The following is a 24,838-nucleotide window of genomic DNA, read 5'->3' as shown; positions in this document are numbered from 1 at the left end:
GATCTTCATGGGGCTCCAACCCGGAAGCGTTCACCCCAAAGCGCCACGCAGTAGAGCCGCCAGCGCATTCCGAGGTCGAGCCGGTGGAACTTGCGCTTCACCGCCACCATGTCGACGTAGCGGGCAAGCAATGTGCTGCCGACCACCTTCTCATACATCGCCGGCGAGTGCCGGTTGAGCCAGATCTGATCGGGCGCGGCAAAGCCGATCTTGTCCTTGCGCCAGGAAATGCTGGCCGGAAGAACCTCCTGCATGGCTGCACGGAGCGGCCATTTCGTCCAGCCTTGGTTCAGCTTGATGCGCGTCGGCAGACTCAGCGCAAACTCGACAAATCGATAGTCCAGAAACGGCAATCGCGTCTCGATGCCGAACCGCATCGAGTTCTTGTCCTCGAAACGCAGCAACATCGGCAAATTGGTTTCGGTGATCTCCAACACCTGCATTTGCTGCGCATCGCGCGTCTCACGCGCGAAACGGCGAAGACACTCCGGCAGGTCCGGGCGCTTCAGGAAGGTGTACTGCCAGCGGTAGAATGCGCTCCGCAGCGCCGCCGAGCTGGCGCCGAACAGGTACATCAACAGGCGGCGCGCCGATACGCCGGCCTGCGTGGCGGCACGAAAGGCGGAGAGAAATCCGCCGACACCGGCGTGATCGAGCCGATCGCGGAGCCAGGCCGCATAATAGCGGTGATAGCCCAGCAGCGTCTCGTCACCGCCCTGGCCGTCGAGAAGCACGATCACGCCGTTCGCGCGCGCCGTCTTCATCACCTCGTATTGCATCATGATCGAGGGTCCGCCGAACGGCTCCTCCTGCACATCGAGCAAGGCTTCCGCGGTCGACGCGAAATCCTCGTAGCTCGGCTTGGTGCGCAGCCAGTTCAGCTCGGCCTTGGCCACGACATCGGCCGCGTAGGCTTCCTCATTATTCGTCGTCTCCTCGCTGACGGCCGTGATGGCAAAGAACCGCTCGTTGGAATTTGCCGCATAGCGCTTCGCAGCCAGCGTCGCGACGCTGGAACTGTCCAAACCTCCCGACAGGCAGGTGCCGACGCGAACGTCCGAGCGCAGGCGCAGCCGCGTCGCATCGTCCAGCAGCTCGGCCAGCGACCTCGTGGCATCCTGCTCGTCCGCCACGGCCGCGCGCGGCGCCAGCGAATAGTAGCGCTCTATGGCGATCCGGCCGGTCGAGACGTCGACCCGCATCTTGTGTGCGGGCAGCAGCTTCTCGATACCCTTGAAAAAGGTCCGATTGGTGTGATCACTCAAACCGCAGACTAGGAAATCCCTGACGAGATCGTCGTCCGCGATCGAACGCCCGATCAACGGAAGCAGTTGGCGGATCTCCGAGCCGAAGGCGAACTGGGTTGGCATGTCTGCGAAGTAGAACGGCTTGACGCCAAAGCGATCGCGCGCGCAGAACAGCGTGTTGTCGCGCTCGTCGTGAATCGCAAACGACCACATGCCGTTGAAGCGGTCGAGGCAACTCTCGCCCCAGTGGATATAGGCCGCCAGCAGGACCTCGGTGTCTGAGGCCGTGTGGAAGACATGTCCCAGCGCCTCCAACTCGGCGCGAAGCTCGAGGTAATTGTAGATCTCACCGTTATAGGTGATCCAGATCGGGAGCAGACGGTCGCGCATCGGCTGCGCGCCGTCTTCCGTCAGGTCGATGATGGCAAGCCGCCGGTGCCCTAACCCGACATTGCCATTGATCCTGACGCCGCGACCATCCGGACCGCGGTGCGCGACAAGATCCGTCAATCGATCGACCTGACCGGCATCGACGAGCCCGTTCTTGGCGACTAGGCCGAATATGCCGCACACGGTTTGATGAGCCTAATCCGCTTGTGTTTCGTGATCGGTCCGACAGGCAGCGCATCTGAGCTGCCGCGTCCTGCGCGCAAACACTTCGCGTCTGTCGCGAGGAAATGCCACGCAGCACCCAAGCGCCTCTCTAGCCTGTTCACGCGATGAACGTCAACCTTACGGCGCAAGGGATATCGCGGGCGGCGCGCCGGACCGAATGGGCACCGAACATCCAGCGACACGGTCGTTCAAACTAACACCGAGCCTGGATAATCGGCAGACCCGCGCAACACTGGTAGTTGTTCTGACGTTCCCGATCGTCTACCAGAGCGAAGGAAGGCCACGAGGGCGTGACTATGGACCATGGCGAATACGTCTCGAAGACCGCGGCGCATTACACTGAACAGTGGGGCGCGGACCTGAAATTTGGCGATTTTGTCAAGCAAAACCCTGACGCTGCCAAGGCCATGCCCTCCCGTCAGCTACCATGGCAAAGCGTGTTCGACAGAATCCGAGACGAAGCCAGCCAGCGTACCGTGAGGGTCTACGACGCAGCCTGCGGCTACGGCGACATCATGAATGCACTGACAGCAACGCCGAATCCTAACGGCCTTCGCTATTTCGGGATGGACCTCCACGGTTCTCTGGACGACATCGCGCGCCCGGCTAACGCTTCGCTGGTGCAGGGCGACATCACGAAGCCGGCTGATCAAGGCCTGTTTGATTTCGTTCTGTGTCGTGCGGCAATCCATCACACGCCGAATCCACAGGCTACCTATCGGACGCTGGTCGACCAGCTTGCGAGCGGTGGCACGATCGCGATCACAGCCTACGCAAAAAAAACTCGAATGCGGGAGGCGATCGATGACGCTCTGCGATCGGAGATCATCGCTATGGACACCGGCGCGGCCTTTGCAGTAGCCAACCAGGTCACCAAGCTCGGGCGTGATCTTCAGGCGTGCGACGGCGTCGTCACAATCGCGGAGGATCTGCCGTTCCTCGGCATCAAGGCCGGCCGCTACCCTGTGCAATCGTTCATCTATCAGCATTTTATGAAGTGCTGGCACAATTCGGGATTCTCCGAGCGACATTGCGACCTGGTCAACTTCGACTGGTATCACCCGCCCTATGCGTACCGCTACGAAATGGACGAGCTAAGGCAGTGGTCAGCCGAGTGCAGTTTGGTGGTGACGAGGACCGCTTCTACCGAGGCACAGCACTATCTGGAAGCGACCAAACCCTAGCCGAGGTTTGATTTGTGTCGTGAGCGGCCGGGGCAGCTGGTTTCCGTGCACGGCGGTCTACTGGTCGTGACTTGCCGAAACTCCGCGGCCGACCACCGCTCAACCTTCACATCAATTTTGCGGCTGGTTGATCGATATCCCGGTGAACTGCCCGCCGCATGGCATCGGCGAAGCTCGCCGCGAAGGCGCGCACGCGATCATCCTGCTGCGGAACGATGTTTCTCACCACCTGTCCGTGGCATTGTCCCGATAATTGCGCCAGATGATCTGCCAGCGCGGCTGGATCATCGACACCGAAATAGCGCGCAGCTCCTTCGGTCTGTTCCCGATGCACGTCGATATCGGACAGAATCATCGGCACGCCGAACGACTTCGCCTCCTCGACCGTCGAACTCCAGCCTTCGAAACGCGATGAATTGATCATCGCGGTCGACGCCCGCAGCAGCGCGTAGACGTGCGCCAGCGGAATGATGCCGACGTGGCGGAAAGATGAATCCAGGCCGCGCTTTTGGATCTCCGCTTTGACGAGCTCGTAGTAGCCGGGTTCGCGCCGATCCTCGGTGCTGCCGGACGCACAAACGGTTACGTTCACGCCACGACGCTTCAGGATGGTCAGCGCTTCGACCACAAGCTGGTGGTTCTTGTGGCGATAGAACTGGTTCGGCAGATAGAAGTAGTTCTCCGGCAAGCCATAGGTCGCGATGACCTCGCGCGGGTCTTCGTTGAGAAGCCCGGTGGGCGGCTGGGTCGCGAAGCGAACCACGTAGACCTTGTTTCTAACCCGCGGATAGTAGGCTTGGAAATCGCGCAGCGCGCTTTCGCTGCTCAGCAATATGGACCGCCCGGAGGCGATCTGCATACGGAAGCCGAGTTCGCGGCGCCAACGTGCGGTGGCTGGAAATAACTCCGGCAAGGATCGGTGCTGCAGATCGGGGATCCAAGCCACCGCCGGCAGCGCGAGCCGCCAGCCGAAGAAGCGCGCCGATTCGACCACCGCATCAACCCGCGCGTTTCGAAACGCCTGCGCTGCACCACGATCCAGGCCGCGCACCAGCGCGGCGGTCAGGCCCGGCTGCCCGTCGAATGCCGCTGAGCGCGCGATCTCGACACCCGGGATCGCGGCGAGTTCGGCAAGCTCGTTCGCATCGGCCTGATGCCCCGCGAGGACGACCGGAACGAATTCGCCGGGATGAAAGCGGGCCAGCGCCGCAAACAGATTGCGCTGATAGTTGTACCCGCCAGCCCAGAGCGGACGCGAAATATGGTTGAACGCAAAGCGTACCGGGCCGGCAATCGTCACGAAGCCTGTCCCTTGAACCAGGCGACGTAGTCGGCAAGGCCGCGATCGAGCGGAATCCGCCAGTCGAACTTCATGCGACGCAGACGCGCATCGTCGGCCAGCAGGCTGACCGGATCGCCGTGCCGCGCAAGGCCCGAATAGTGCACGACAGTGTCGCTGCCCCAATGCCTGATCAGCCCGTCCGCGATCGCCGTCACGCTGGTTCCGTGGCCGGAGCCTCCGTTGATCACGGAGAACGCCTCCGACGATAGCTGCTGCGCGACACTTGCCAGCAATCTGGCGACGTCGCGCACGTCGATCCAATCGCGGATTTCAGCGCCGGTCCCGCCGAGAGTCAGCGGACTCTGGCCCGCCTTCAGCCGCGAGCAGATATCCCACAGCAACTGCTTGCGCAGGTTGGGTCCATACACCGAAAACAGCCGCACAACGGCGGAGCGAATACCGAATGACCGGGCGTAGCTCTGGCACAATTGCTCCATCATCAGCTTGTGCTGGCCATAGGGTGACATCGGCGTCAGCACCGCGTCTTCCGGAATCGGCCCCAAATGATCGGCCCCATAGACCGCCGCGCTCGATGCCACGATCAGTGCGGAGTTTGGCGCAGAGCCGCGCAACCATTCCAGCAGGCGAGCGGTGCTCGCCACGGTCCGGGAAAAATCCTCAAAAGGCCGTTCGATCGAGACACCGACGGACGATCCGCCGGCCAGATGAAAGATATGCGTCGGCAGCCCATGCGCCGTCGCGAGTGCATTCAGATTGGCCGCATCGATCTCGCCGTTGATCCAGCTCTGCAAACCGAGCCGCCGGGATTCCGTTGCGTCAAGCGCGCCGTGTCCGACGCCGTGCACCGCGTGGCCCGCTCCCGCCAACTCATGCACGAGATGGCGGCCGATAAACCCGTTCGCGCCTGTAACCCAGACGATCATCGCTCAGGCCTTGTGACAGACAAAGGAGTAGAGCCGACCAGGTCGATTGTCGAAACGTTCGGCCATCGACAGCAGCGATCCGAAGACACGGCGCGATCCAAGCGCGGTTCGCCACAGCGGCGCCACCGGAATCTTTTGCGACAACCTGGTCACGATCGCGGCTTTCAGGGTCTCCGACGTATAGGGAAACAGGTTGATCGGACTTTGCAGCGGCGCCAGCGTGTCGACCGCGGAAAACCCTGCCTTGGTCAACGCGCCGGTGTAGCGATCGAGCAGGAAGGCATGTTCGCCGCCGTAAAGATGGTGCAACGGGTGCTGCGCAAGGAACTGCGGAAGATCCGCCTCCTTGCTGATGACATGCTCACGCGCCGCGATCAGCATGCCACCGGGCCGCAGCACGCGAAACATCTCCCGGCACGCGCCCTCGAGATCGCGCGTATGGTGCAGCACAGCGCGGGCGAAGACGAGATCGAACGTCGCATCGGCGAACGGCAGCCGCTCGGAAAACTCTTCGACCACCTGGATCGGCAATTGCGTCTGTTGCGCCAGGCCGCGGATCGCCGCCCCGCCCACGATCGCGCTGGGGTCCGGTTCGAGTGCCGTTACGGCAAAGCCGGTTCGGGCGAGCGCGTAGCTCGCGATGCCGCGACCGGCTCCAACGTCGAGCGCGGCACCTGACCGGCCGGTGAGCAACGTGGCGACCGCTTGCCACTCGGAACTCTGGAAATAGCGCTCAGCAGCGCCAACCAGCGGATCGTCGTAGAACGCGTCGAGCACAAGCTGGCGCTGCTCCGGCTGATTGCGCAGCCAGACCACCGCGTCCTCCCAGGTGGTAAACTGGCGCTCACCGTTCATTGGGGCCAAGCTCCCTTACCAGCACGGCCGGATTGCCCGCCACGATCGAAAACGGCGCGACGTCCCTGGTCACGACCGCGCCGGCCGCGACGATCGCGCCCTGCCCAACTGTCACACCGCGCAGCACCATCGCAGCCGCGCCGATCCAGGCATCATCGCAGATCTTAACCGGGCTCTCGTCAAGCGAGATATCGTTCGGATGTCCGCGCGTGAAAATCTGCCGGACCTGCCGGTGACGCTCCGCCGAACGCAGCGGATGCGTGAGATTGTCGAAGATATTTGCCGAATGCGAGATCAACACGCGGTTGCCGAGCTCGATCGAGGCGGCCGACCAGATCCGGGTTCCCTCGCCGACGTAGCACCACTCGCCGATCTTGATCTCGCCGCCATGCGCGAAGGTCAGGAGTTCGCCTAGGATGCGGCTGTTGCGGCCGACGACGATCTTGTCGGAATCGCCCCGGATGTTTCTGATCCTGGCAGAGCGGCCGAGCGCCGCGTCCGGCTGCAACCGGCACGTCGCACGACCGATCAGGCGCTGGATCAGATAGTCGATATTCATGCCGTCAACTGCAGGCATGCGACGGCGCGCGACGACGCCGCAAGGTCGTTGCCCCGCCCCTTGCCGGTGTGGGTGTCGAAAACGGTGGCGTCAGCGAGCGCCTCGGCGCTCTGGCGCGACCAGCCTTGTCTCGAATAGCCGAAATAATCGACATGGTGAGACGCCGCCCCGAATACCTCGATGATCCGTTCGATCATCGCAAGATCGAACACCTGATACCAACCGAGATTCTCGCGTTTGCCGAACGGCACGGAGATCAGGCAAGTCCCGCCGGGCTTCAGAATGCGCTTGAACTCCTTCACCGCGGGAACAAAGCCGTCCCGATCGGTCTCGGCGTCGCGCGGATCGCCCGTGTAAAGCATCTGATTGTCGAGGCCGATGTGCTCGATCGTCGAGATGCTGGCGACGGTGTCGAACACCTGATCGCCGAACATCGTCTTGCGGAGATCACCGAACACATAGGAGTAGCCGTCACGCCAGTAGCAGCGCCGCTCCGGCGCCAGCGTCATGATGGTGAGATCAGCGCCGCGCAATGGCGGACGCTGCAGCAGGAAGTCGTGGTTGAAGGTCGATCCCGCATCCAGCATCTTGCCGACATTGCTCAGCCGGCCATAGACCCACGGATATTCCACCACGCGCTCGTCCATGGCGACGCCGTAGCCGGGCGGAAGCTCCTTCCCGGCTCGAAGCAGGCCCGCGTCGATGGCCGCGGTGATCGTATCGCGCTTGACCGTCTGATAACCCGGGCCGAACGGCCGCGGCCGCAACCTGAACAGCGGCACGGCGAGCCCGTCGGCCACCCATTTCAGTTGATGGATCAAGTCACTTGCAGACATCATCTCGGCCCGATCGCCCGCCCACCGGCCGGCACTGTGCACCCTCTAGAGCCTTTTCCGTTCCGATGGAATCGGAACAGGGCTCCAGATTCTCGTTTCGGCGTATTTTCTTTACGCGAAACAGCATCCACTTCGCTCGAAAAGCCCTCTAGCACGGCTCAATCCGCGCAACGAGATCGATAAACTGGGCCCATTGCGAGGCCTTGCTGTAGGTCTGCCGCACCCGGCTTCGGCCGGACGCGGCGATCGCGGCCCATTGCGGCCAATCCTGCAGGCTGCTTGAAATCGCCCCGGCGGCCCTTTCAGGCGCGTCGTAGGTGCGCATCGTGACGCCGTCCTGCATCGCCTCCGGATAGTTGCCGGAATCCGACACGAGCAGCGCTCCGCAGCCCATTGCCTCGAAGCAGCGCATATTGCCGCGATCGTTGCCGGCCATGTCGATGGCGCCGTTGAGCACGATCTTGGCGGACCCGAACAGCTCGTAGAGGTCCCGGCCGAACAGCGGCAGTCGCGCTATTCGCGCGATGACGTCGGGCCTGCGGTGCTTTTGCAGCGGCAGCAACCGACCGACCGCGCTTTCGGCAAGCCGTGTCAGCCGCGACGCATCGAGGCAGAACACGATCTTGCGTTCAGCGGCCAGAGCCGCGACCTGTTCGAGCGTCCTGCCGCGCGCGCTGTGATGCCGCGAATATCCACCGACAAACGCCACATCGATCGGCCGTTCGCCGTGGCCGTACTGCTCCATGACAGGATCGATCGCGGGGAAGAACAGCTCCGCCCGGCAGCCCTTGCTGCGCCACGCCTCGAGGATCGACGGGAAGTTTCCAAGCACCGCGCCGTAGGCGGTCAGGTCGGCATTACCGGAAGGCGCCGCGCGCCAGCACAATGTCTTCTTCACACAGCCCGGAAGCCTGGCGATGAACGCACTCGGATAACGCACCGGATCGAGATTGTAGAACACGTCGGTCATGTGATGCTCGATCTGCGCGAGCAGAATGGCTTCGAGCGTCGGCGTCCCCTTCATGCCCTGCTCACGCGCCCACTGGCGCTGCAGCACTTCGTCGTCGCCATTGGTGAAGAAGGCTTCGGGTGCACCGTCGAGCACGGGCTCGAGAAAATGTGCCGCGCCGAAGCGATCGTGCAGGAACACATCGCGACGTGCCGCAAAGGTTGACGCTTTTGCCGCAAGCTGGTTCAGCCGCGGCAGATAGGACGGATAGAGACCGCTATTCTGGAACAGACGCATTGGTTATACGGACCTTGCCAACATCCATTTCATGTTCAGGTATGGCCAGATCCGGCCGACGGATTCCCAATCCCAGCTCTGCGATGCCGTCAAGTGGCCGACGGTCTTTCGAAGCGGCGCTTCGTCGACGAACTCGGCAAACGCCGGGACATTGCGATTGAGCAGCTCATTGGTCCAGCCCGCCAATGGCCCGTTCAGCCATTCCGGCATCGGCGAGTTGAAGCCGACCTTGCGGCGCGCGGTGCGGATACTCTCAGGCATCAGGTTTGCCATCGCCTGCCGCGCGACCACCTTGGTCATGCCATCGGCCGATTTGCTCGTTTCCGGCAGCGCCATCGTGTAGGTCACCAGCCGCCAGTCCATGAACGGCATGCGCACCTCGATCCCGTGCGCCATCGAGAGCCGGTCGAAATTGCGCAGAATGGTGGGCAGCGTGGTCGAGTGGAACATCCGATAGAGACGCCGGTTCAGCGCGCCCCACGCGTTCGGCAACTCATCATCCTCTGCGACCAACGGCAGCGCTGCGGGCATCGCCGTCAGGCCTCCCCGCAGGAAATAATGCCCCTGGCGCCTGATCATCTGCGTCCGCAGGAAGTCGATGCCGCGTTGCGCCAACTGCGATCGTGACGTGAGCGCGGCTGCGGCGTTGCGGATCCGGAATGCGGTGGACTGCCCCTCCTGCAGGTAGGCGCCCATCAATTCGTCCGCTCCGTGGCCATCGAGCGAGACAGTGACGTTCTGGCGCCGGAGTTCGCGATAAATCAGCCACGGCGCACTCGGCAGCCCGATATAGACGTCGTCGTTGTCGTCAAGGATCCGATCAAGGTCAGTGAGCGCATCGGCGCGCCCGATCTCGAGAAAGCTCGGCGCCACATCGGCCCACGCCGCCGCTTCCTCCGCCATCGGCCGTTCGTCGTTGCTGGCGCCGGGAAAGGTGGCGACAAAGGCGTGCCGCCAGGCGGTCGAGTCGCGCGGTCCCATGCCGGCCTTCTCATGGGTCGCCATCGCGCAGATCACCGCAGACGAATCGAACCCGCCGGACAGGCAGGTCCCAATCGGAACGTCGCTGCGCATGCGCAGCGCGACGGAATCCTGAAACAGGTCGCGAAAGCGCTCGATGCGTTCGGCCTCGGTATCCGGGATATCAGGCAGATGATCCACCGTCCGCCACCAGCGGCGCACCTGCACCCGGCCCTGGCGCAACCACATGCAGTGCCCGCCCTGCAGGCGCCGCAGTTGCGCGAACAGAGTGCGCTCGCTGCCTTCGATCCCGAACGGGTCAAGCAACAGCCGCCGCGCCACGTCGACATCGAGCGACGTCTCGACCAGCCCGCTCCGCGCCAGCGCCCGCTGCTCGGACGCGAACACGAACCGCTCGCCTGACAACGCGTACAGCAGCGGCTTGATGCCGAACCGATCGCGCGCGAGGAACAGATCATCCGTGACGGTGTCGTAGATCGCCAGCGCCCACATGCCGTTGAAGCGCAGCAGCATGTCCTCGCCCCACGCCTGCCAGGCGGCAAGGATCACCTCGGTGTCGGACTGACTGCGGAAGACCGCGCCCTTCGCCTCGAGCTCGCGGCGCAGTTCGAGAAAGTTGTAGATCTCGCCGTTGTAGACGATCACATGGCGGCCATCGCCCGATGCCATCGGCTGATAGCCGCCCTCGCCGGGATCGATGATGGCGAGCCGGCGATGGCCGAAGGCGACGTTTCGCTTCGCGTTGAACCAGGTGCCCTCGCCGAACGGACCGCGATGCGCGATCAGGCTGGTGAGCCGCGAGATGTCGGCTGGGTCCACGGGGCCGCCGCGCAGATTGACGATGCCTGCGATACCACACATGTCTAGGCGGCCTTGAAGGGCAAGAAGCGTGCGACGATGACGCGAAGATCCCGCCAGCAGATGGCGCGATAGGGACCAAGTTGCGACACGGCGACGGCGGCGACAAAGATCGCCGCCGCCGACACGCCGTAGAGCGACACCACATACCACCATGACGGCGCGTGGTCGAACGGCGCATGGCCAAGCTGCGCGCGCAGCACCAGCGCAACGGCGATTCCCGTGCCGAGCGGGATCAGGACGAAGTGCATCATCCGTGACCACATGGCCGAGAGCCTGAAGGTTCGTCGCAACAACAGCACCGTGACGACCATCTGGGCAACCATCCCGACGCAGGAGCTCCAGCCGGCCGCCTGCCAGCCGAAATACGGCAACGCAATGGCGCTGGTCGCCAGCGTGAAGGTGCCGGTGACGAGCGAGATCAACGCGTTGAAACTGGAGCGTCCCTGCGAGAGCAGATAGAACGCGAACACGTTGGCGCTCGACCCCAATATCCCGCTGATCGCAAGCACCACCAGCACGAGCTGCGCCTCGGCGGCGACCTCGGCGCCGGTCCATCGATACAGCAGCGCGCCGGCAACCGGGATCAGGCCGCCAAGCGCGCTCGCGGCAAGCACGTTGAGAATCCAGGAGGAGCGAAGCAGCAGGTCGACCTTGCGATCGTCATCCTCTTTCTGCAGCGTGCTGAAGAACGGGAACAAGATCTCGCCGATCTTCAACACGCCGATATAGACCGCCTCCTCCAACCGCTGCGCGACGCTGTAGAAGCCGACGAATTGCGGCTGCAGCAGCGCGCCGAGCAGATAGCGGTCCGCCTGGCCGGCAAACAGCGCGCCGCTTTGCGCCGCGACCTGCCAGCCGCCAAGTTTCACGAGTGCGCGCAGCGCAGTGCGATCGAGCGCGGGCCGCACCAGCCAATCGCTGATCGCGTGCCGCGACCAGGCGAAGGCCATCAGCAGATTCGTCGCGAAGCCCAGGGCCTGGCAGCCGAGGAAGGTCGAGGCGCGTGGGGCGTATGGGATCAGCAGCAGCATCGACATCGTCGTCACCACCGTGCCGGTGATGCTGATCGACGCGATCCGCCGATAATCCTGGCGCGCCGTGAACAGCGAGAGGAAGACCGCAAACAGGCACTGGAACAGCCAGCCGGCGCCGGCCAATGCAAAGGCAAGCCCGAGGTCATCGGACGCCGGACCACCCAGGTGAAATCCCAATCGCGCGAGCGGCGGTCCGGCAAGGATCAGCAATGCCGAGATCAGGCTGCCCACGGCGATCGCGAGCGCAAGGGCGGTCGCGAAGAAATGCCGTGCCTCGTCACGATCGGACGGTTCCAGCCTTTGCGCGAGCTCGCGCGCCGTCGAGAGGCCAAGCGCATTGCTGAACATCAGGGCAGGCGCGACGCAGGCTGTCACCAGGCCCGCAACCCCGAAGGCGGCAAGGCCGAGCCGGAAGATCACGAATGGTAGAATCGCGAGGTTGAGCAGAACCGCGACCGCGAACGCCGTCGCGTTCCACGCCGAATTGCCGAGCAGATGGGATGGGCCCTTTTTCACCGCCATGCCCGCTTTCGGTCGATCGCCTCGATGCGCCTCAAGTGCCTCTTCCATAAGGGCAAAAACTCACTCGGATGGCGACGGGCTAGCAGCCGGCGCAGTGATTGTCGAGGGTTGGCGGATGGCAGGGCCTGTAAGCAGGTGTGGGGAAACCTGAACGACGGCCGAGGCGGGGGCCGATATTCACGGAATCATGCCTGTTTGTTTCCAGCCCGGCTTGTTGCCCGGGTAACAGTTGGAAAGGTCAGCCAAATTGTCTATGGCAGATAGGCAGTAGCCCCAGAGCGGCCCGCCAAACAAGAGGTGTCTCAATGCCCTTTCCCCGCGCATCCCAAGCCCTGTCCCGGTTCACCGTGCTGGATTTGACCCGGGTCCGGTCGGGGCCGACCTGCGTGCGCCAGCTCGCCGACTGGGGTGCCAACGTCATCAAGATCGATGCGCTGCTGGAGGACGGCGGCGGCGAGCAGCCGGGCGGCCCGCGTGGCGGGTCGGATTTCCAGAACCTGCACCGCAACAAGCGTGCCATGACGCTGAACCTGAAAGATCCCAAGGGGCTCGAGGTGTTCAAGCGGCTGGCCGAGCAAGCCGACGTTATCGTCGAGAACTTTCGGCCGGACGTAAAGGCCAAGCTCGGCATCGACTATGAGAGCGTGCGCAAGATCAATCCGCGGATCGTCTACGGCAGCATCTCCGGGTTCGGCCAGGATGGCCCCTATCACAAGCGGCCGGGCTTCGATCAGATCGCGCAGGGCATGGGCGGCCTGATGTCGGTGACCGGCGCGCCCGGCGAAGGACCGATGCGGGTCGGCATTCCCGTCGCCGACCTCACCGCGGGGCTGTTCTGCGCGATCGGCATCCTCACCGCGCTCCTGGAACGCGACGTCTCCGGCGAAGGCCAGTGGGTGCAGACCTCGCTGCTGCAGGCGCAGATCTTCATGCTGGATTTCCAGGCGGCGCGCTGGCTGATGGAAAAGGAAGTCGCGAAACAGGCCGGCAACAACCATCCGACCTCGATCCCGACTGGTGTGTTCAAGACCACCGACGGCTACATCAACATCGCCACGACAGGCGGGCGGATCTGGGAGCGCTGCGCACAGGCGATCGGCGCGCCCGACCTGGTCACCGACCCCGATTACGCGACCGCACCGGCGCGCTCGAAGAACCGCGACGCGCTGAATGCACGAATCAACGCGCTGACCGAGAAGAAGTCGACCGAGACCTGGGTGCAGGAGCTGAACGCCGCCGGCGTGCCGTGCGGGCCGATCTATTCGATCGACCAGATGTTCGAGGATGCCCAGGTCAAGCATCTCGGCATGGCGCAGCACGTGCCGAATGACGAGAACCGGCACATCCAGCTGGTCAGCCAGCCCGTGACGCTGTCGCGGACGCCGAGCAAGATGGCGGCGCGCCCGCCGGAATTCGGCGAGCAGACCGAGGAAGTGCTGGCCGAGTTCGGCTTCGGCCAGGACGAGATCGCCGAGCTCAGGCAACGCAAAGTCGTCTAGAGATTCTAGTCTTGACGCGTTTTCTTCACGCGAACCGATATCCACTTCGCTTGAAAACGCTATAAGGCCTCACGTCTTTGCCGGCCGCACCAGACGCGCGACGCCGGCAAAGGCCCGATCGATCACCGGCCAGAATAGCAGCACGATCGCCAGGGTCGTGATGGTGCCGACCAGGCCGTTCGACCAGAACACCTTCATGTCGCCGCCGGCCCCGATCATCGAAAGCCGGAACGCGTCCTCGGCGCGGCTGCCGAGCACCAATGCGAGCGTGAACGGCGCAAGCGGGAAGCCGATCTTCTTGAAGACGTAGCCGACCACGCCGAAGCCCAGCATCAGCCAGATATCGAACATCGCATTCTGGATCGCATAGGCGCCGATCGCGCAGGACACCACGATCATCGGGGCGACGGCCGCGAACGGCACGCGCAGAATCGAGGCGAAGATCGGCACCGTGGTCAGCACCAGCACGAGACCGACGACGTTGCCGAGATACATCGAGGCGATCAGGCCCCAGACGAAATCCTTGTGCTCGACGAACAGCAGCGGCCCGGGGTTGAGGCCCCACACCATCAGGCCGCCAAGCAGGATCGCCGCTGTGCCCGAACCGGGAATGCCGAGCGCGAGCATCGGCAACAAGGCCGCGGTGCCCGAGGCGTGGGCGGCGGTCTCCGGCGCGAACACGCCCTCGATGCGGCCCTTGCCAAAACTTTCCTGATCCTTGGCGAAACGCTTGGCGAGGTTGTAGCCCATGAAGGACGCCGCGATCGCACCGCCCGGCGTGATCCCGAGCCAGCAGCCGATCACGGACGAACGCAGCAGCGTCACCCAGTACTTCGGTAGATCCTTCCACACCGAGAGCACGACGCGCAGGCTGATACTGGCGGCGTGCCCGCGCAGCGCCAGGCGCTCCTCCATCGTGAGCAGGATCTCGCTGATGCCGAACAGGCCGATCACAGCGACGAGGAAGTTGATGCCGCGCAGCAGCTCGGCGGAGCCGAAGGTCATGCGCAGCTGCCCGGACACCGTATCCATGCCGACGCCGGCGAGCAGCAGCCCGAGCGACATCGAGATCACGGTCTTGTGCTTGGCCTCGCGGCCGAGGCCGACGAACGAGCAGAACGTCAGCAGGTAGACGGCGAAGAATTCCGGCGGGCCAAACTTCAGCGCGAACGACGAGATCATCGGCGCCAGGAACGTGATCAGCAGCACCGCGACCAGCGAACCGATGAAGGACGAGGTGAACGCGGCCGTGAGCGCTTCGGCCGCCCTGCCCTGCTGCGCCATCGGATAGCCGTCGAACGTGGTCGCGACCGACCAGGCTTCGCCGGGGATGTTGAACAGGATCGAGGTGATGGCGCCGCCGAACAACGCGCCCCAATAGATGCACGACAGCATCACGATGGCGGATGTCGGATCCATCGTGAAGGTCAAAGGCAGCAGGATCGCGACGCCGTTGGGGCCGCCGAGCCCAGGTAGCACGCCGACGAAGATGCCGAGCACGAGGCCGACCATCATCAACAGCAGCGTCTTCCACGTCAAAAGGACGGCAAAGCCGTGTAGCAGGAGACCGAAGGCTTCCATGTCTCGAAATCCCGTCGGTTACTAAAGCGCGATGAAATGAGGTCGAATTGTCATCGCGCTTTAGCTCCTTGTTTGAGCATGATCTTTTCGGAAAACCGCATCACACTTTTCCGGATCATGCTTCAGTAGCCGAAGGCCGCTTCGAGCGGCCCCTTCGGCATGATGACGTCGAATGCGATGTCGAAGGTCACGAACATCGCGGCGGTGAAGATGAAGGCGGTGAGCAGCGACTTCCACAGCGCGATCTTGCCGACGAGGCGCATGAAGCCCGCGATCAGGAGAAAGCTCGCGACATAGAGGCCGAGATATTGGGTGGCGAGGCAGAACAGGAATGTCGGCACGAACACCGCCATCACCCGGCGAAACTGGGCGCGGGTGACGAAGGTCTCGGCGGCTTCCCGGCGCGAGACGAAGGCGGCGCCGAGGCCATAGAGGCTGGCGGCGCCGAGAATCACCGAGAGATAGAACGGAAAATAGCCCGGCTGCGGCCCGGTCGAGTCCCACGATGCGCCGGTCCGCCAATTGTCCCAACCGAGCACCAATGCGAGCGCAAGCAGCAGCAGCGAGACGATGACATCGACGACGCCGGTAGAGACGACGGCGGGCGAGTTCTCTTCAGGCGCGGTCGGATCGTCGACGACGATCTCAAGTTCGGTATTGGACATGGATTGGACGGTCTGGGTTGCGAGGGCAACGATTGGGATAGCGTGCTGAACCAATCACCGTCAATGCAGCCTTCAGCTAACGCCCGGAACGTTCGGGAAATGCGCTCGCAAGCGCAGCACGATCAGCGCCGAGGACGCCGCGCTCGGTGATCAATCCCGTAACCAGCCGCGCCGGCGTGACGTCGAAGCCGAAATTGGCGACGGAAGAGCCGTCCGGAACCACGCGCACGGTCTCGATCCGTCCGTCCGCCGTGCGCCCGGTGAGGTGCGTCACCTCACTGGCGGCGCGTTGCTCGATCGGAATCTGCCTGACGCCATCATCGATACTAAAGTCGATGGTCGGCGACGGCAGTGCAACGTAGAACGGCACATCGTTGTCGTGCGCGGCGAGCGCCTTCAGATAGGTCCCGATCTTGTTGCAGACGTCGCCATTGGCGGCGACGCGGTCGGTCCCGACGATCGCAAGGTCAACCATGCGATGCTGCATCAGATGGCCGCCGGTGTTGTCGGGGATCACCGTGTGCGGCACGCCGTGGTGACCGAGTTCCCACGCGGTGAGCGAGGCGCCCTGATTGCGCGGACGCGTCTCGTCGACCCAGACATGGATCGCAATGCCGCGATCATGCGCCTGGTAGATCGGCGATGTCGCCGTCCCCCAGTCGACGGTTGCAAGCCAGCCAGCATTGCAATGCGTCAGCACGTTGACCGGCTCGCCCGGCTTCTTGGTCGCAGCGATTTTTTCGATCAGGCCGAGCCCGTGGCGGCCGATCTCACGGTTGATCTCGACGTCCTCGTCGGCGATCTCGCGGGCGCGGGCATAGGCCGCTTCCGCCCGTGCTGAAGCTGCGAGCGGCGCGAGCGCGCGTTGCATCTCGTCGATCGCCCACTTCAGATTGATCGCGGTTGGCCGGGTCGCAGCCAGCATCTTGCCGGCCCGGTCGAGCGCCGCATCGGAGGAATCGGCGCGCATCGCCAACGCCATGCCATAGGCCGCGGTCGCGCCGATCAGCGGCGCACCGCGCACCAACATCGAGCTGATGGCCTCGCCGGCCTCCTCAGCCGTCGTGATCTTCGCAACGATGAATTCATGCGGCAGCCGCCGCTGATCGATCGCGCCGACGGACCAGCCGTCGGACTCGAGCCAGATGCTGCGAAAATGGCGCCCGTCGACTTTCATGCGCTCAGGATCCTTCCTGCGACGGCATCGAGCTTGGCAAGCAGCTGCGGATCGCGGGCCGTAGGCGCCGTGATCAGCGCGGTGTCCAGCGCGCGATCCGAGCCGATCGGACAGGGCTCGTGCTCGCGCGGAAAATCCCGTGCCAGACGCGCGACCAGCGCCTTGGCCTTCTCGGCGTTCGAATTCAGCACCCGGATGATATCCTGCACCGTCACGGCATCATGCGCCGGATGCCAGCAGTCGAAATCGGTGACCATCGCCACGCTGGCGTAGCAGATCTCGGCCTCGCGGGCGAGCTTGGCTTCGGGCATGTTGGTCATGCCGATCACCGAATAGCCCTGCGCCTTGTAGGTCAGGCTTTCGGCGAGCGAGGAGAATTGCGGTCCCTCCATGCAGAGATAGGTGCCGCCGCGCGCGAACGCGATGCGCTCGGCTTCGGCAGCGGTGGCGAGATGCTTCACCAGCAACGGCGAGACCGGATGCGCCATCGACACATGCGCGACGCAGCCCTTGCCGAAGAACGAACTCTCGCGCTTGTGGGTGCGATCGACGAACTGGTCGACCAGCACAAACGTGCCCGGCGGCAGCTCTTCCTTGAACGAGCCGCACGCGGACAGCGCGACCAGGTCGGTGACCCCGGCCCGCTTCAGGACGTCGATATTGGCGCGATAATTGATGTCGGACGGCGACAGCGCGTGTCCCGGGCCGTGCCGCGGCAGGAACACGATCGGCAATCCAGCCATATCGCCACGGCGCAGCGGCGCCGACGGCTCGCCCCAGGGGCTCGCGATGGCTTCTTCGCGGACGTTTTCCAGGCCCGGCAGATCGTAGATGCCGGATCCGCCGATGATCCCCAACACGGCTTTGCTCATGATCGCTCCATGCGGTCCCGCAACGGCGACGGAGGGGTGACCCAGCCCGATCGGGCTCGCCGGACGTTCGGCCATACTGCGGCGCAATAATCACTGCGCCGCTGCCGCTTGCAAGCCTATTCCGGCGAGAGGGTAAGCAAAACCGCGACCGCTATTTCGCAACAAAGCCCGCGGCGTTCATCAGCGAGGCATTCTGCTTGTCGTCATCCTCGAGGAACTCGACCATGTCCTTGCCGGTGAGGAAGATCGGCTTCAAGGCCTGCTTCTCCATGTAGTCCTTGTACTCAGCCGTCTGCGTCACCTTCTGGAACAGGTCGACATAGAACGCCTGCTGCTCCTGCGTGACCTTGCCCGGCAGGAACATCGCGCGCAGCATCAGATACTGCACGTCCAGCCCCTCTTCCTTGCAGGTCGGGATATCGTTCCAGGATTGCGTGTCGGTGACCTTGGTCTTGTAGGAGATGCGCTCCTTGTCGAACACGCAGAGCGCGCGGACCTGCCCGGCGCGCCAGACCTCGAGGTTTTCACTGGGATTGTTGACGTTGGACTCGGTGTGGCCGCCGACCAGTTGGGTCGCAGCCTCGCCGCCGGACTTGTAGGGCAGATAGGAGAATTTCGCGCCGGTCTTCTGCTCCATAAAGACAGTCAGGACATGATCTTCGCGCTTGGAGCCGGTACCGCCCATCTTGAACGGCGCGCTCGCCGCCTTGGCGGCCGCGATGAAATCCTTGACGGTCTTGGGGCCCGACGCATTGTCCCACAGCACGAACTGGTCGAGCGCGATCACCGACACCGGCGTCAGGTCGCGCCAGTTGAACGGAATCTTGGCCGACAGCGGCAGCATGTAGATCAGCGAATAGGCGATCAGCACCTTGTTGGGATCGCCCTCGCTGGACTTCATGTACATCAGCGCTTCCGCACCCGACGCGCCGCCCTTCAGCGAGACCACCATCGGCTGCTTCATCAGATTGTTCTTCTGGATCGCCGCCTGCATCATGCGCGCCATCTGGTCGGATGCGCCGCCGGCGCCCGCCGCAACCACGATCTCGACCGGCTTGCTCGGCTCCCAGCCGGCGAAGGCCGGCGCGCTCAGCAGCAAGGCCGCGATGGCAGCCGTGGCTTTCACAATCTGTCCCACGTTCTTCTTCCCTATCTATTTGTTCGGCTTGGTAAAACCGTTGCGGTGGCGGGTTGGCGTCATTGTGCCGAGAATGCAGGTGAGTTCAAGCCGCCGAACTGCCGCATGGCGTATGACTTTGGAATGAGGTGAGTGTCGTTGCTCTGCTCGCATTGACAAACGGTGTCATCGCCCGGCTGACCGGGCGATCCAGTATTCCGGTGGCAGTCGTTATTGAACCGATGGGCCGCGGCGTACTGGATCGCCCGGTCAGCCGGGCGATGACAGCGGTGGTTGCGACATAGCTCGCCCCGGAATGACGACGGAGAGCCCCCCGCGCCTTGAGCCAACTCGCCGCCGCTACTTGCCCTTGAAGTTCGGCGCGCGCTTGTTGAGGAAGGCGTCCATGCCCTCGCGGAAATCCTCGCTCATATAGGCGCGCAGGATCAGGTCTTCGCCCTCGTCGCGCGACAGGGTGCGGCGGATGCGGCGGACCGCTTCCTTGGTCACCTCTATCGTGATCGGCGCATGGCCGGCCACGAGCTGCGCGGTCTCGGTGGCACGGCGTTGCAAGGTTTCCATGTCGGGGACGACTTCGTTCAGCAGCCCGAGCGCCAGCGCTTCGGGCGCCTCGACCAGACGCGCCTTGAAGATCAGATCCTTGGTGCGTGCCGGACCGACCAGCGACACCAGCCGCGAGATGTTGGACATCGACAGGCAATTGCCGAGCGTACGTGCGATCGGGAAGCCGATCCGGGTCGCTTCGGTGCCGATGCGGATGTCGCAGCATGCGGCGATGCCGGCGCCCCCGCCGGTGCAGGCGCCGGCGATCGCCGCGATGACAGGCACGCGGCACTGTTCGAGCGTTCCCAGCACGCGGTCGATCCGCGCCTCATAATCCAGCGCATCCTGCGCCGTCTTGAACGCCCGGAACTGCGAGATGTCGGTGCCGGAGGCGAACGCCTTCTCGCCGGCACCGGTCAGGATCAGCGCCTTGATGGAGCGATCCTGATTGATGTTCTCGCAGATGGTGGCCATCTGCTCATACATCGCAAACGTCAGCGCGTTGCGGGCCTGCGGCCGGTTGAACGTGATGCGCGCGATCCCGTCCGCGACGGAGTAGATCAGGTCTTCGGTCGGTGCGACAGGCGCGTTCATGTCTCGCTCTTTCTGTTCTTTGCGATAAGATTTCAGGCCAGTCTGCTCAAGCAACGGCTTTCGACGCCTGCGCGGCGTCACGCCCCTTCAGAACTTCCATCGCCGCCAGCACACCGCCACTGCGATGCGCCACCTTGGCGAGATCGAGACCCATCTCGACGCCGGACAGCGTGCCCATCAGCATCAAATCGTTGAAGTGGCCGATATGTCCGATCCGGAACACCTTGCCCTTGACCTTGTTGAGGCCGGTGCCGAGCGACATGTCGAAATTCTCGAGCACGACCTTGCGGAAGTGGTCGGCATCGTGGCCGTCAGGCACCCGCACCGCGGTCAACGCCGGCGAATGCGCGCCCTGTTCCTGACACTGCGTCTCCAGCCCCCAGACCTTGATGGCGGCGCGCGTCGCTTCGCTGTGGCGCTTGTGGCGGGCGAAGACGTTGTCCAGCCCCTCCTCCTCCAGCATCTTCACGGCCTCGCGCAGACCGAACAGCAGGTTGGTCGCGGGCGTATACGGCCAGGTGCCGGCCTTGTTGATGTTGATGACCTCCTGCCAATCCCAATAGGAGCGCATCCCCGGATTGGCCTTGGCCACGGCAAGCGCCTTCTCCGACACAGCGTTGAAGCCGAGACCGGGCGGCAGCATCAGCCCCTTCTGGGAGCCGGCGATCGAGACGTCGATGCCCCAGGCATCGTGCTCATATTCGAGCGAGCCGAGGCCGGAGATGGTGTCGACCATCAAGAGGGCGGGATGCTTCAAAGTGTCGAGGATCTTGCGGACGTTAAGCGGATAGGTGACGCAGGCGGTCGAAGTCTCGTTATGGACCACGCACACCGCCTTGATCTTGTGCGCCTTGTCGGCGGCAAGCCTTGCTTCGATCTGCTCGAGGTCGGCGCCGTGGCGCCAGTCACCCGGAATGAAATCGACGTCGAGCTTGAACTTGTCGGCGATGCCGTGCCACAGCACCGCGAACTGGCCGGTCTCGCACATCAGAACCTTGTCGCCCGGCTGCAGCGTGTTGACGATCGCGGCCTCCCAGGCGCCGGTCCCCGACGAGGGGTAGATGATCACGGGCTGCTTGGTGCGGAACACACGCTGCATCGCAGAAAGCACGGCAAAGCCGATCTCGGCGAATTCGGCACCGCGATGGTCCATGGTCGGCATGTCCATCGCCCGCAGCACCCGGTCCGGCACGTTGGTCGGTCCCGGAATCTGCAGAAAATGCCTTCCAGTATGCACGGTCATGAGCGTCTTTCCCGGTCTTGTCTTGGTCGTGGTGAGCCGCTCGCATATCACTATCCGGAAATTGAAGCCAACCATATCAGCCCATAACGGCCCACATGGCTTAACCTTTCTTGAGATAGCTCAGTGAGTTGACCCGACGTCCGATCCCGCACATTCAGCCCGGGAAGCGCTCGAAGGCCGGAAGATCGTGAAGCGAACCCACCCATCCGACGCGTTCGGCCGTCTGCACCTGAACCCTGGGCGCGATCGCATTCGGATCGTCAAGCGCGGCGATCCTGACCTGCATCATGCCCATCTGGTCGAGAATTCCGTTGCTGAAGAACAGCCCCGCGCCGCATGCCGGGCAGAACGAGCGCTGGCCGTTCTCTGAAGACGAATAAAGCTTCGGCTTCCCCTGGATCGAGACCGCGGCCCGCGGGACCATTGCCCATGCCAGCATCGGCGCGCCAGATTGCTTACGACAATCGTGGCAATGGCAGACGGTACTGAAAGCCGCCTGATCGGGGATTTCGAACCTGATCTCACCGCAATGGCAGCCGCCGCGAAGCATACCCAAGCTCAAACCTCCCGACCTCTCTTCAAGATCGCATCCATGTCACCATTTTCGCCGGGTTTGTTCTCCTCCCGGCGGGGGGCCGTCATGCATATCTGACGGCGCTCCGCCGAGGCCGGCAGCCGCTCATTCGGCGGCCACCACCTTCCCCGTCGTCGCCAGTTCGCTCGCCTCTTCGAACGGACGCTCGGGGTGCATCAGGAACGCCGAGAAACCGCCGAGCAGCAAGAGGCCCATCGACATCAGGAACGGCAGGTACCAGTTGCCGGTGGCGTCGATGACGAAGCCGGCAACCAGCGGCGAGACGATCGCCGCAAACGCCGAGCCGGTGTTCATGAGCCCAGCCGCCGTGCCGGAATATTTCGGCGCGATGTCCATCGGGATCGACCACATCGGGCCGATCACGAGCTCGGCGCAGAAGAAGCCGGCCGACAGGCAGAGCGCGACCACCGTGATGTCGTGAACGAACAGGATCGGCATCAGCGAGAGCAGCGCGCCGGCAAATCCCACGATCGTGACGCTGAGCCGCGCCAGCCGCACATTGCCCGTGCGCTCGAGGATGCGGTCAGAGATGACGCCGCCGATGCTGTCGCCGACGACGCCGGCAAAGAACACGCCGGATGCGAACAGCGCCGAGTTCTTCAGATCGAGGCTGTAGTTGTTCTTGAAGAACAGCGGCAGCCAGTTGAGGTAGAGCCACAGGCACCAGCCGTAGCAGAAATAGGTCAGCGTCACCGGCCACATCCGCTGCAACAGCGGTCCCCACGGCACTTTCGGCCGCTCGCCCTGCGGCCGCGGCGGCAAGGTCGCAAGCTCGGCCGCGGTGATGGAGCCATGGTCGCCCGGCTCGTTGCGGAAGTACCAGACCCACGCGACACCCCAGATCAGACTGACAACGCCGAGCACGACGAAGGCGCCGCGCCATGTCAGCCAGAGGATCAGCAGCGCGACCACCGGCGGGGTCACTGCGTTGCCGAGCCGTGCGAAGGCGTGTGTCAGGCCCTGCGCGAAGCCGCGGCGGTTCGCGGGCGTCCAGTACTGCATGGCGCGGGTCGCGGTCGGGAACGTCGCGCCTTCGCCGAACCCGAGCGCGAAGCGCGCGATGAACAGCGCGGCAAGACCATGGACAAAGCCGGTCATGATGGTCGCCGCAGCCCAGATCATGCCGCACCAGAACAAGGTCTGGCGCGGCCCGAAGCGATCGCCGACCCAACCGCCGATCACCTGGAACAGCAGATACGGATAAGCGAAGGCCGAGAACACCAGGCCGAGCTCGGTGTTCGACAGACCGAGCTCCTTCTGGATCTCGCTGGCCGCGGTGCCGATGTTGACGCGGTCGACATAGGTGATGAAGTACATCACGCAGAGCATGGCCAACACGACATGCGTGGCCTTGAACCGAAGCCTCATATCCCTCCCCTCCCTAGATCCGCGATTTTTCTGAGCCGTTGGCGTGCGGTATGCCGTTGGTCGGCGCTTAGGTACCGACCACCTTCAGATGCGACGCGTTGCGTTGATCGCGCTGCTCCAGCAGCCGCATCGCCGCCTCGACGCCGCCCGAGCGGTGCGGCACGCCGGCAACCGACAATCCCATCTCGACGCCGGTGAGCGCGCCGAGCAGCGTCAGCTCATTGCATTCGCCGAGATGGCCGATGCGGAACACCTTGCCGGCGACCTTCGACAGGCCGGCCCCGAGCGACATGTTGAAATTGTCGAGCACGGCCTTGCGGAACTGATCGGCATCATGGCCGGGCGGCATCAACACCGCAGTCAGCACCGGCGAGAACTCCGACGGCTCCTGGCAGAGATTCTCGAGCCCCCATTGGTTGACGGCCGCGCGCGTGGCGGCGGCGAGCCGCCGATGGCGGGCGAACACGTTGTCGAGCCCCTCCTCCAGCAGCATCGCGATCGCCTCGCGCAGCCCGTAGAGCAGGTTCGTCGCCGGCGTATAGGGGAAGAAGCCCTTGGCGTTCGGCTTCAGCATCTCCTCCCAATCGAAATAGGAGCGCGGCATCTTGTTGCTGCGGGAGGCGGCGCGGGCCTTTTCCGAAATGGCGTTGAAGCCGAGGCCGGGCGGCAGCATGAACCCCTTCTGCGAGCAGCTGACGCTGACATCGACCTTCCACTCGTCGTGCCGGTAATCGACCGAGCCGAGCGAGGAAATGGTATCGACCATCAGCAGCGCCGGATGCGCGGTGCGGTCGATGCCGGCACGGATGTCGGCGATCCGGCTGGTCGCGCCGGTCGAGGTCTCATTGTGGACGACCATCACCGCCTTGATGCTGTGCGCGGTGTCCTCGGCGAGCCTTGCTTCGATCAACGCAGGATCGGCGCCGCGCCGCCAATCGCCGGCGATGAAGTCGACCTCGATGCCGAAACGGCCGGCGAGCTGCCGCCACAGCGTGGCGAAGTGGCCGGTCTCGACCATCAGCACCTTGTCGCCGGGCGACAGCGTGTTGACGATCGCGGCTTCCCAGGCACCGGTGCCCGACGATGGGAGGATCACCACCGGGCATGTGGTCTGGAAGATCTTGGCGCTTCCTTCGAGCACGGTGCGGCCAAGCGCGGCAAACTCCGCGCTGCGGTGGTCGATGACCGGCATGTCCATCGCGCGAAGAATGCGATCCGGGACCGGGCTTGGGCCTGGAATCTGCAGAAAATGGCGTCCTTGATGCATGAGAACCTCCCAATCGCCGGATTTCGGCCTCGCCGTCAGTCATTTTGCATTCATTTTTTGTATTTTCAATCCAATTTTGGTATTCGATTGTGGAGATCGACGCGACCGCGCCGGCAAATTATTGTTCAGA

21 protein-coding genes are annotated in these 24,838 nt (G+C 63.7%); 2 read left to right on the top strand and 19 right to left on the bottom strand.

What is annotated here, in order from left to right; all coding sequences use genetic code 11:
* Positions 1-5: 5 nt before the first annotated feature.
* Positions 6-1,820 (bottom strand): asparagine synthase (glutamine-hydrolyzing), encoded by a 1,815-nt coding sequence (asnB, locus tag Q0030_RS03330; RefSeq protein WP_298363169.1) that lies wholly within the window; start codon positions 1,818-1,820, stop codon positions 6-8.
* Positions 1,821-2,158: 338 nt separating this feature from the next.
* Here asnB (Q0030_RS03330) and Q0030_RS03325 point away from each other — a divergent pair, with 338 nt between their 5' ends.
* Complete coding sequence (locus Q0030_RS03325; RefSeq protein ID WP_298363168.1) at positions 2,159-3,046, top strand: methyltransferase domain-containing protein; 888 nt, start codon at positions 2,159-2,161, stop codon at positions 3,044-3,046.
* 106 nt (positions 3,047-3,152) lie between these two features.
* Here the strand turns inward: Q0030_RS03325 and Q0030_RS03320 are convergent, their stop codons facing one another.
* The 8 genes from Q0030_RS03320 to Q0030_RS03285 form a co-directional block, all read right to left on the bottom strand.
* Positions 3,153-4,346, bottom strand: a complete 1,194-nt coding sequence (locus Q0030_RS03320; RefSeq protein ID WP_298363167.1) for a glycosyltransferase family 1 protein — start codon at positions 4,344-4,346, stop codon at positions 3,153-3,155.
* Positions 4,343-5,272, bottom strand: coding sequence for an NAD(P)-dependent oxidoreductase (locus Q0030_RS03315; protein WP_298363166.1), 930 nt, complete (start codon positions 5,270-5,272; stop codon positions 4,343-4,345). The genes Q0030_RS03320 and Q0030_RS03315 overlap by 4 nt, the downstream gene beginning before the upstream one ends.
* 3 nt (positions 5,273-5,275) lie before the next feature.
* Positions 5,276-6,127 carry a class I SAM-dependent methyltransferase gene (locus Q0030_RS03310; protein ID WP_298363165.1) on the bottom strand — a complete coding sequence of 284 codons (852 nt, stop codon included), beginning with the start codon at positions 6,125-6,127 and terminating at the stop codon, positions 5,276-5,278.
* Positions 6,117-6,704 carry an acyltransferase gene (locus tag Q0030_RS03305; RefSeq protein WP_298363164.1) on the bottom strand — a complete coding sequence of 196 codons (588 nt, stop codon included), beginning with the start codon at positions 6,702-6,704 and terminating at the stop codon, positions 6,117-6,119. The genes Q0030_RS03310 and Q0030_RS03305 overlap by 11 nt, the downstream gene beginning before the upstream one ends.
* Positions 6,683-7,522 (bottom strand): methyltransferase domain-containing protein, encoded by an 840-nt coding sequence (locus tag Q0030_RS03300; protein WP_298363163.1) that lies wholly within the window; start codon positions 7,520-7,522, stop codon positions 6,683-6,685. Before Q0030_RS03300 ends, Q0030_RS03305 begins: the two co-directional genes overlap by 22 nt.
* Before the next feature lie 148 nt (positions 7,523-7,670).
* Positions 7,671-8,768 carry a glycosyltransferase gene (locus Q0030_RS03295; RefSeq protein ID WP_298363162.1) on the bottom strand — a complete coding sequence of 366 codons (1,098 nt, stop codon included), beginning with the start codon at positions 8,766-8,768 and terminating at the stop codon, positions 7,671-7,673.
* Between the two features lie 3 nt (positions 8,769-8,771).
* Positions 8,772-10,610: an asparagine synthase (glutamine-hydrolyzing) gene (gene asnB / locus Q0030_RS03290; protein ID WP_298363161.1), complete on the bottom strand. Its 1,839-nt coding sequence runs from the start codon at positions 10,608-10,610 to the stop codon at positions 8,772-8,774.
* Between the two features lie 2 nt (positions 10,611-10,612).
* The gene (locus Q0030_RS03285) at positions 10,613-12,166 is read right to left on the bottom strand and encodes an oligosaccharide flippase family protein (protein ID WP_298363160.1); all 1,554 of its coding nucleotides are present in this window, start codon (positions 12,164-12,166) and stop codon (positions 10,613-10,615) included.
* A gap of 305 nt (positions 12,167-12,471) precedes the next feature.
* On the opposite strand from Q0030_RS03285, the gene Q0030_RS03280 reads away from it, so the two are divergent.
* Positions 12,472-13,665 carry a CoA transferase gene (locus tag Q0030_RS03280; RefSeq protein WP_298363159.1) on the top strand — a complete coding sequence of 398 codons (1,194 nt, stop codon included), beginning with the start codon at positions 12,472-12,474 and terminating at the stop codon, positions 13,663-13,665.
* Positions 13,666-13,734: 69 nt separating this feature from the next.
* Here Q0030_RS03280 and Q0030_RS03275 read toward each other — a convergent pair whose 3' ends face one another.
* The 10 genes from Q0030_RS03275 to Q0030_RS03230 all read right to left on the bottom strand — a co-directional run bounded on the left by Q0030_RS03275 (position 13,735) and on the right by Q0030_RS03230 (position 24,708).
* Positions 13,735-15,246, bottom strand: coding sequence for a tripartite tricarboxylate transporter permease (locus tag Q0030_RS03275; protein ID WP_298363158.1), 1,512 nt, complete (start codon positions 15,244-15,246; stop codon positions 13,735-13,737).
* Positions 15,247-15,368: 122 nt separating this feature from the next.
* Positions 15,369-15,911, bottom strand: coding sequence for a tripartite tricarboxylate transporter TctB family protein (locus Q0030_RS03270; protein ID WP_298363157.1), 543 nt, complete (start codon positions 15,909-15,911; stop codon positions 15,369-15,371).
* Between the two features lie 76 nt (positions 15,912-15,987).
* The gene (gene mtnA, locus Q0030_RS03265) at positions 15,988-17,088 is read right to left on the bottom strand and encodes an S-methyl-5-thioribose-1-phosphate isomerase (protein ID WP_298363156.1); all 1,101 of its coding nucleotides are present in this window, start codon (positions 17,086-17,088) and stop codon (positions 15,988-15,990) included.
* Positions 17,085-17,960 (bottom strand): S-methyl-5'-thioadenosine phosphorylase, encoded by an 876-nt coding sequence (locus tag Q0030_RS03260; protein ID WP_298363155.1) that lies wholly within the window; start codon positions 17,958-17,960, stop codon positions 17,085-17,087. Before Q0030_RS03260 ends, mtnA begins: the two co-directional genes overlap by 4 nt.
* Before the next feature lie 151 nt (positions 17,961-18,111).
* The gene (locus tag Q0030_RS03255) at positions 18,112-19,098 is read right to left on the bottom strand and encodes a tripartite tricarboxylate transporter substrate-binding protein (protein ID WP_298363154.1); all 987 of its coding nucleotides are present in this window, start codon (positions 19,096-19,098) and stop codon (positions 18,112-18,114) included.
* Positions 19,099-19,437: 339 nt separating this feature from the next.
* Positions 19,438-20,235 carry an enoyl-CoA hydratase/isomerase family protein gene (locus Q0030_RS03250; protein ID WP_298363153.1) on the bottom strand — a complete coding sequence of 266 codons (798 nt, stop codon included), beginning with the start codon at positions 20,233-20,235 and terminating at the stop codon, positions 19,438-19,440.
* Between the two features lie 46 nt (positions 20,236-20,281).
* Positions 20,282-21,478, bottom strand: coding sequence for an aminotransferase class V-fold PLP-dependent enzyme (locus tag Q0030_RS03245; RefSeq protein ID WP_298363152.1), 1,197 nt, complete (start codon positions 21,476-21,478; stop codon positions 20,282-20,284).
* A gap of 154 nt (positions 21,479-21,632) precedes the next feature.
* On the bottom strand, positions 21,633-22,028 hold the full coding sequence (locus Q0030_RS03240) for a GFA family protein (protein ID WP_298363151.1): 396 nt from the start codon (positions 22,026-22,028) through the stop codon (positions 21,633-21,635).
* Positions 22,029-22,157: 129 nt separating this feature from the next.
* Positions 22,158-23,441 carry an MFS transporter gene (locus Q0030_RS03235; RefSeq protein ID WP_298363150.1) on the bottom strand — a complete coding sequence of 428 codons (1,284 nt, stop codon included), beginning with the start codon at positions 23,439-23,441 and terminating at the stop codon, positions 22,158-22,160.
* Between the two features lie 67 nt (positions 23,442-23,508).
* Positions 23,509-24,708 carry an alanine--glyoxylate aminotransferase family protein gene (locus Q0030_RS03230; RefSeq protein ID WP_298363149.1) on the bottom strand — a complete coding sequence of 400 codons (1,200 nt, stop codon included), beginning with the start codon at positions 24,706-24,708 and terminating at the stop codon, positions 23,509-23,511.
* Positions 24,709-24,838 lie beyond the last annotated feature (130 nt).

The organism is uncultured Bradyrhizobium sp. (genome assembly GCF_947648125.1).
GTDB lineage: Bacteria > Pseudomonadota > Alphaproteobacteria > Rhizobiales > Xanthobacteraceae > Bradyrhizobium.
The sequence above is the reverse complement of the archived record's forward strand: the minus strand, read 5'-3'. Positions and strand labels throughout refer to the sequence as shown.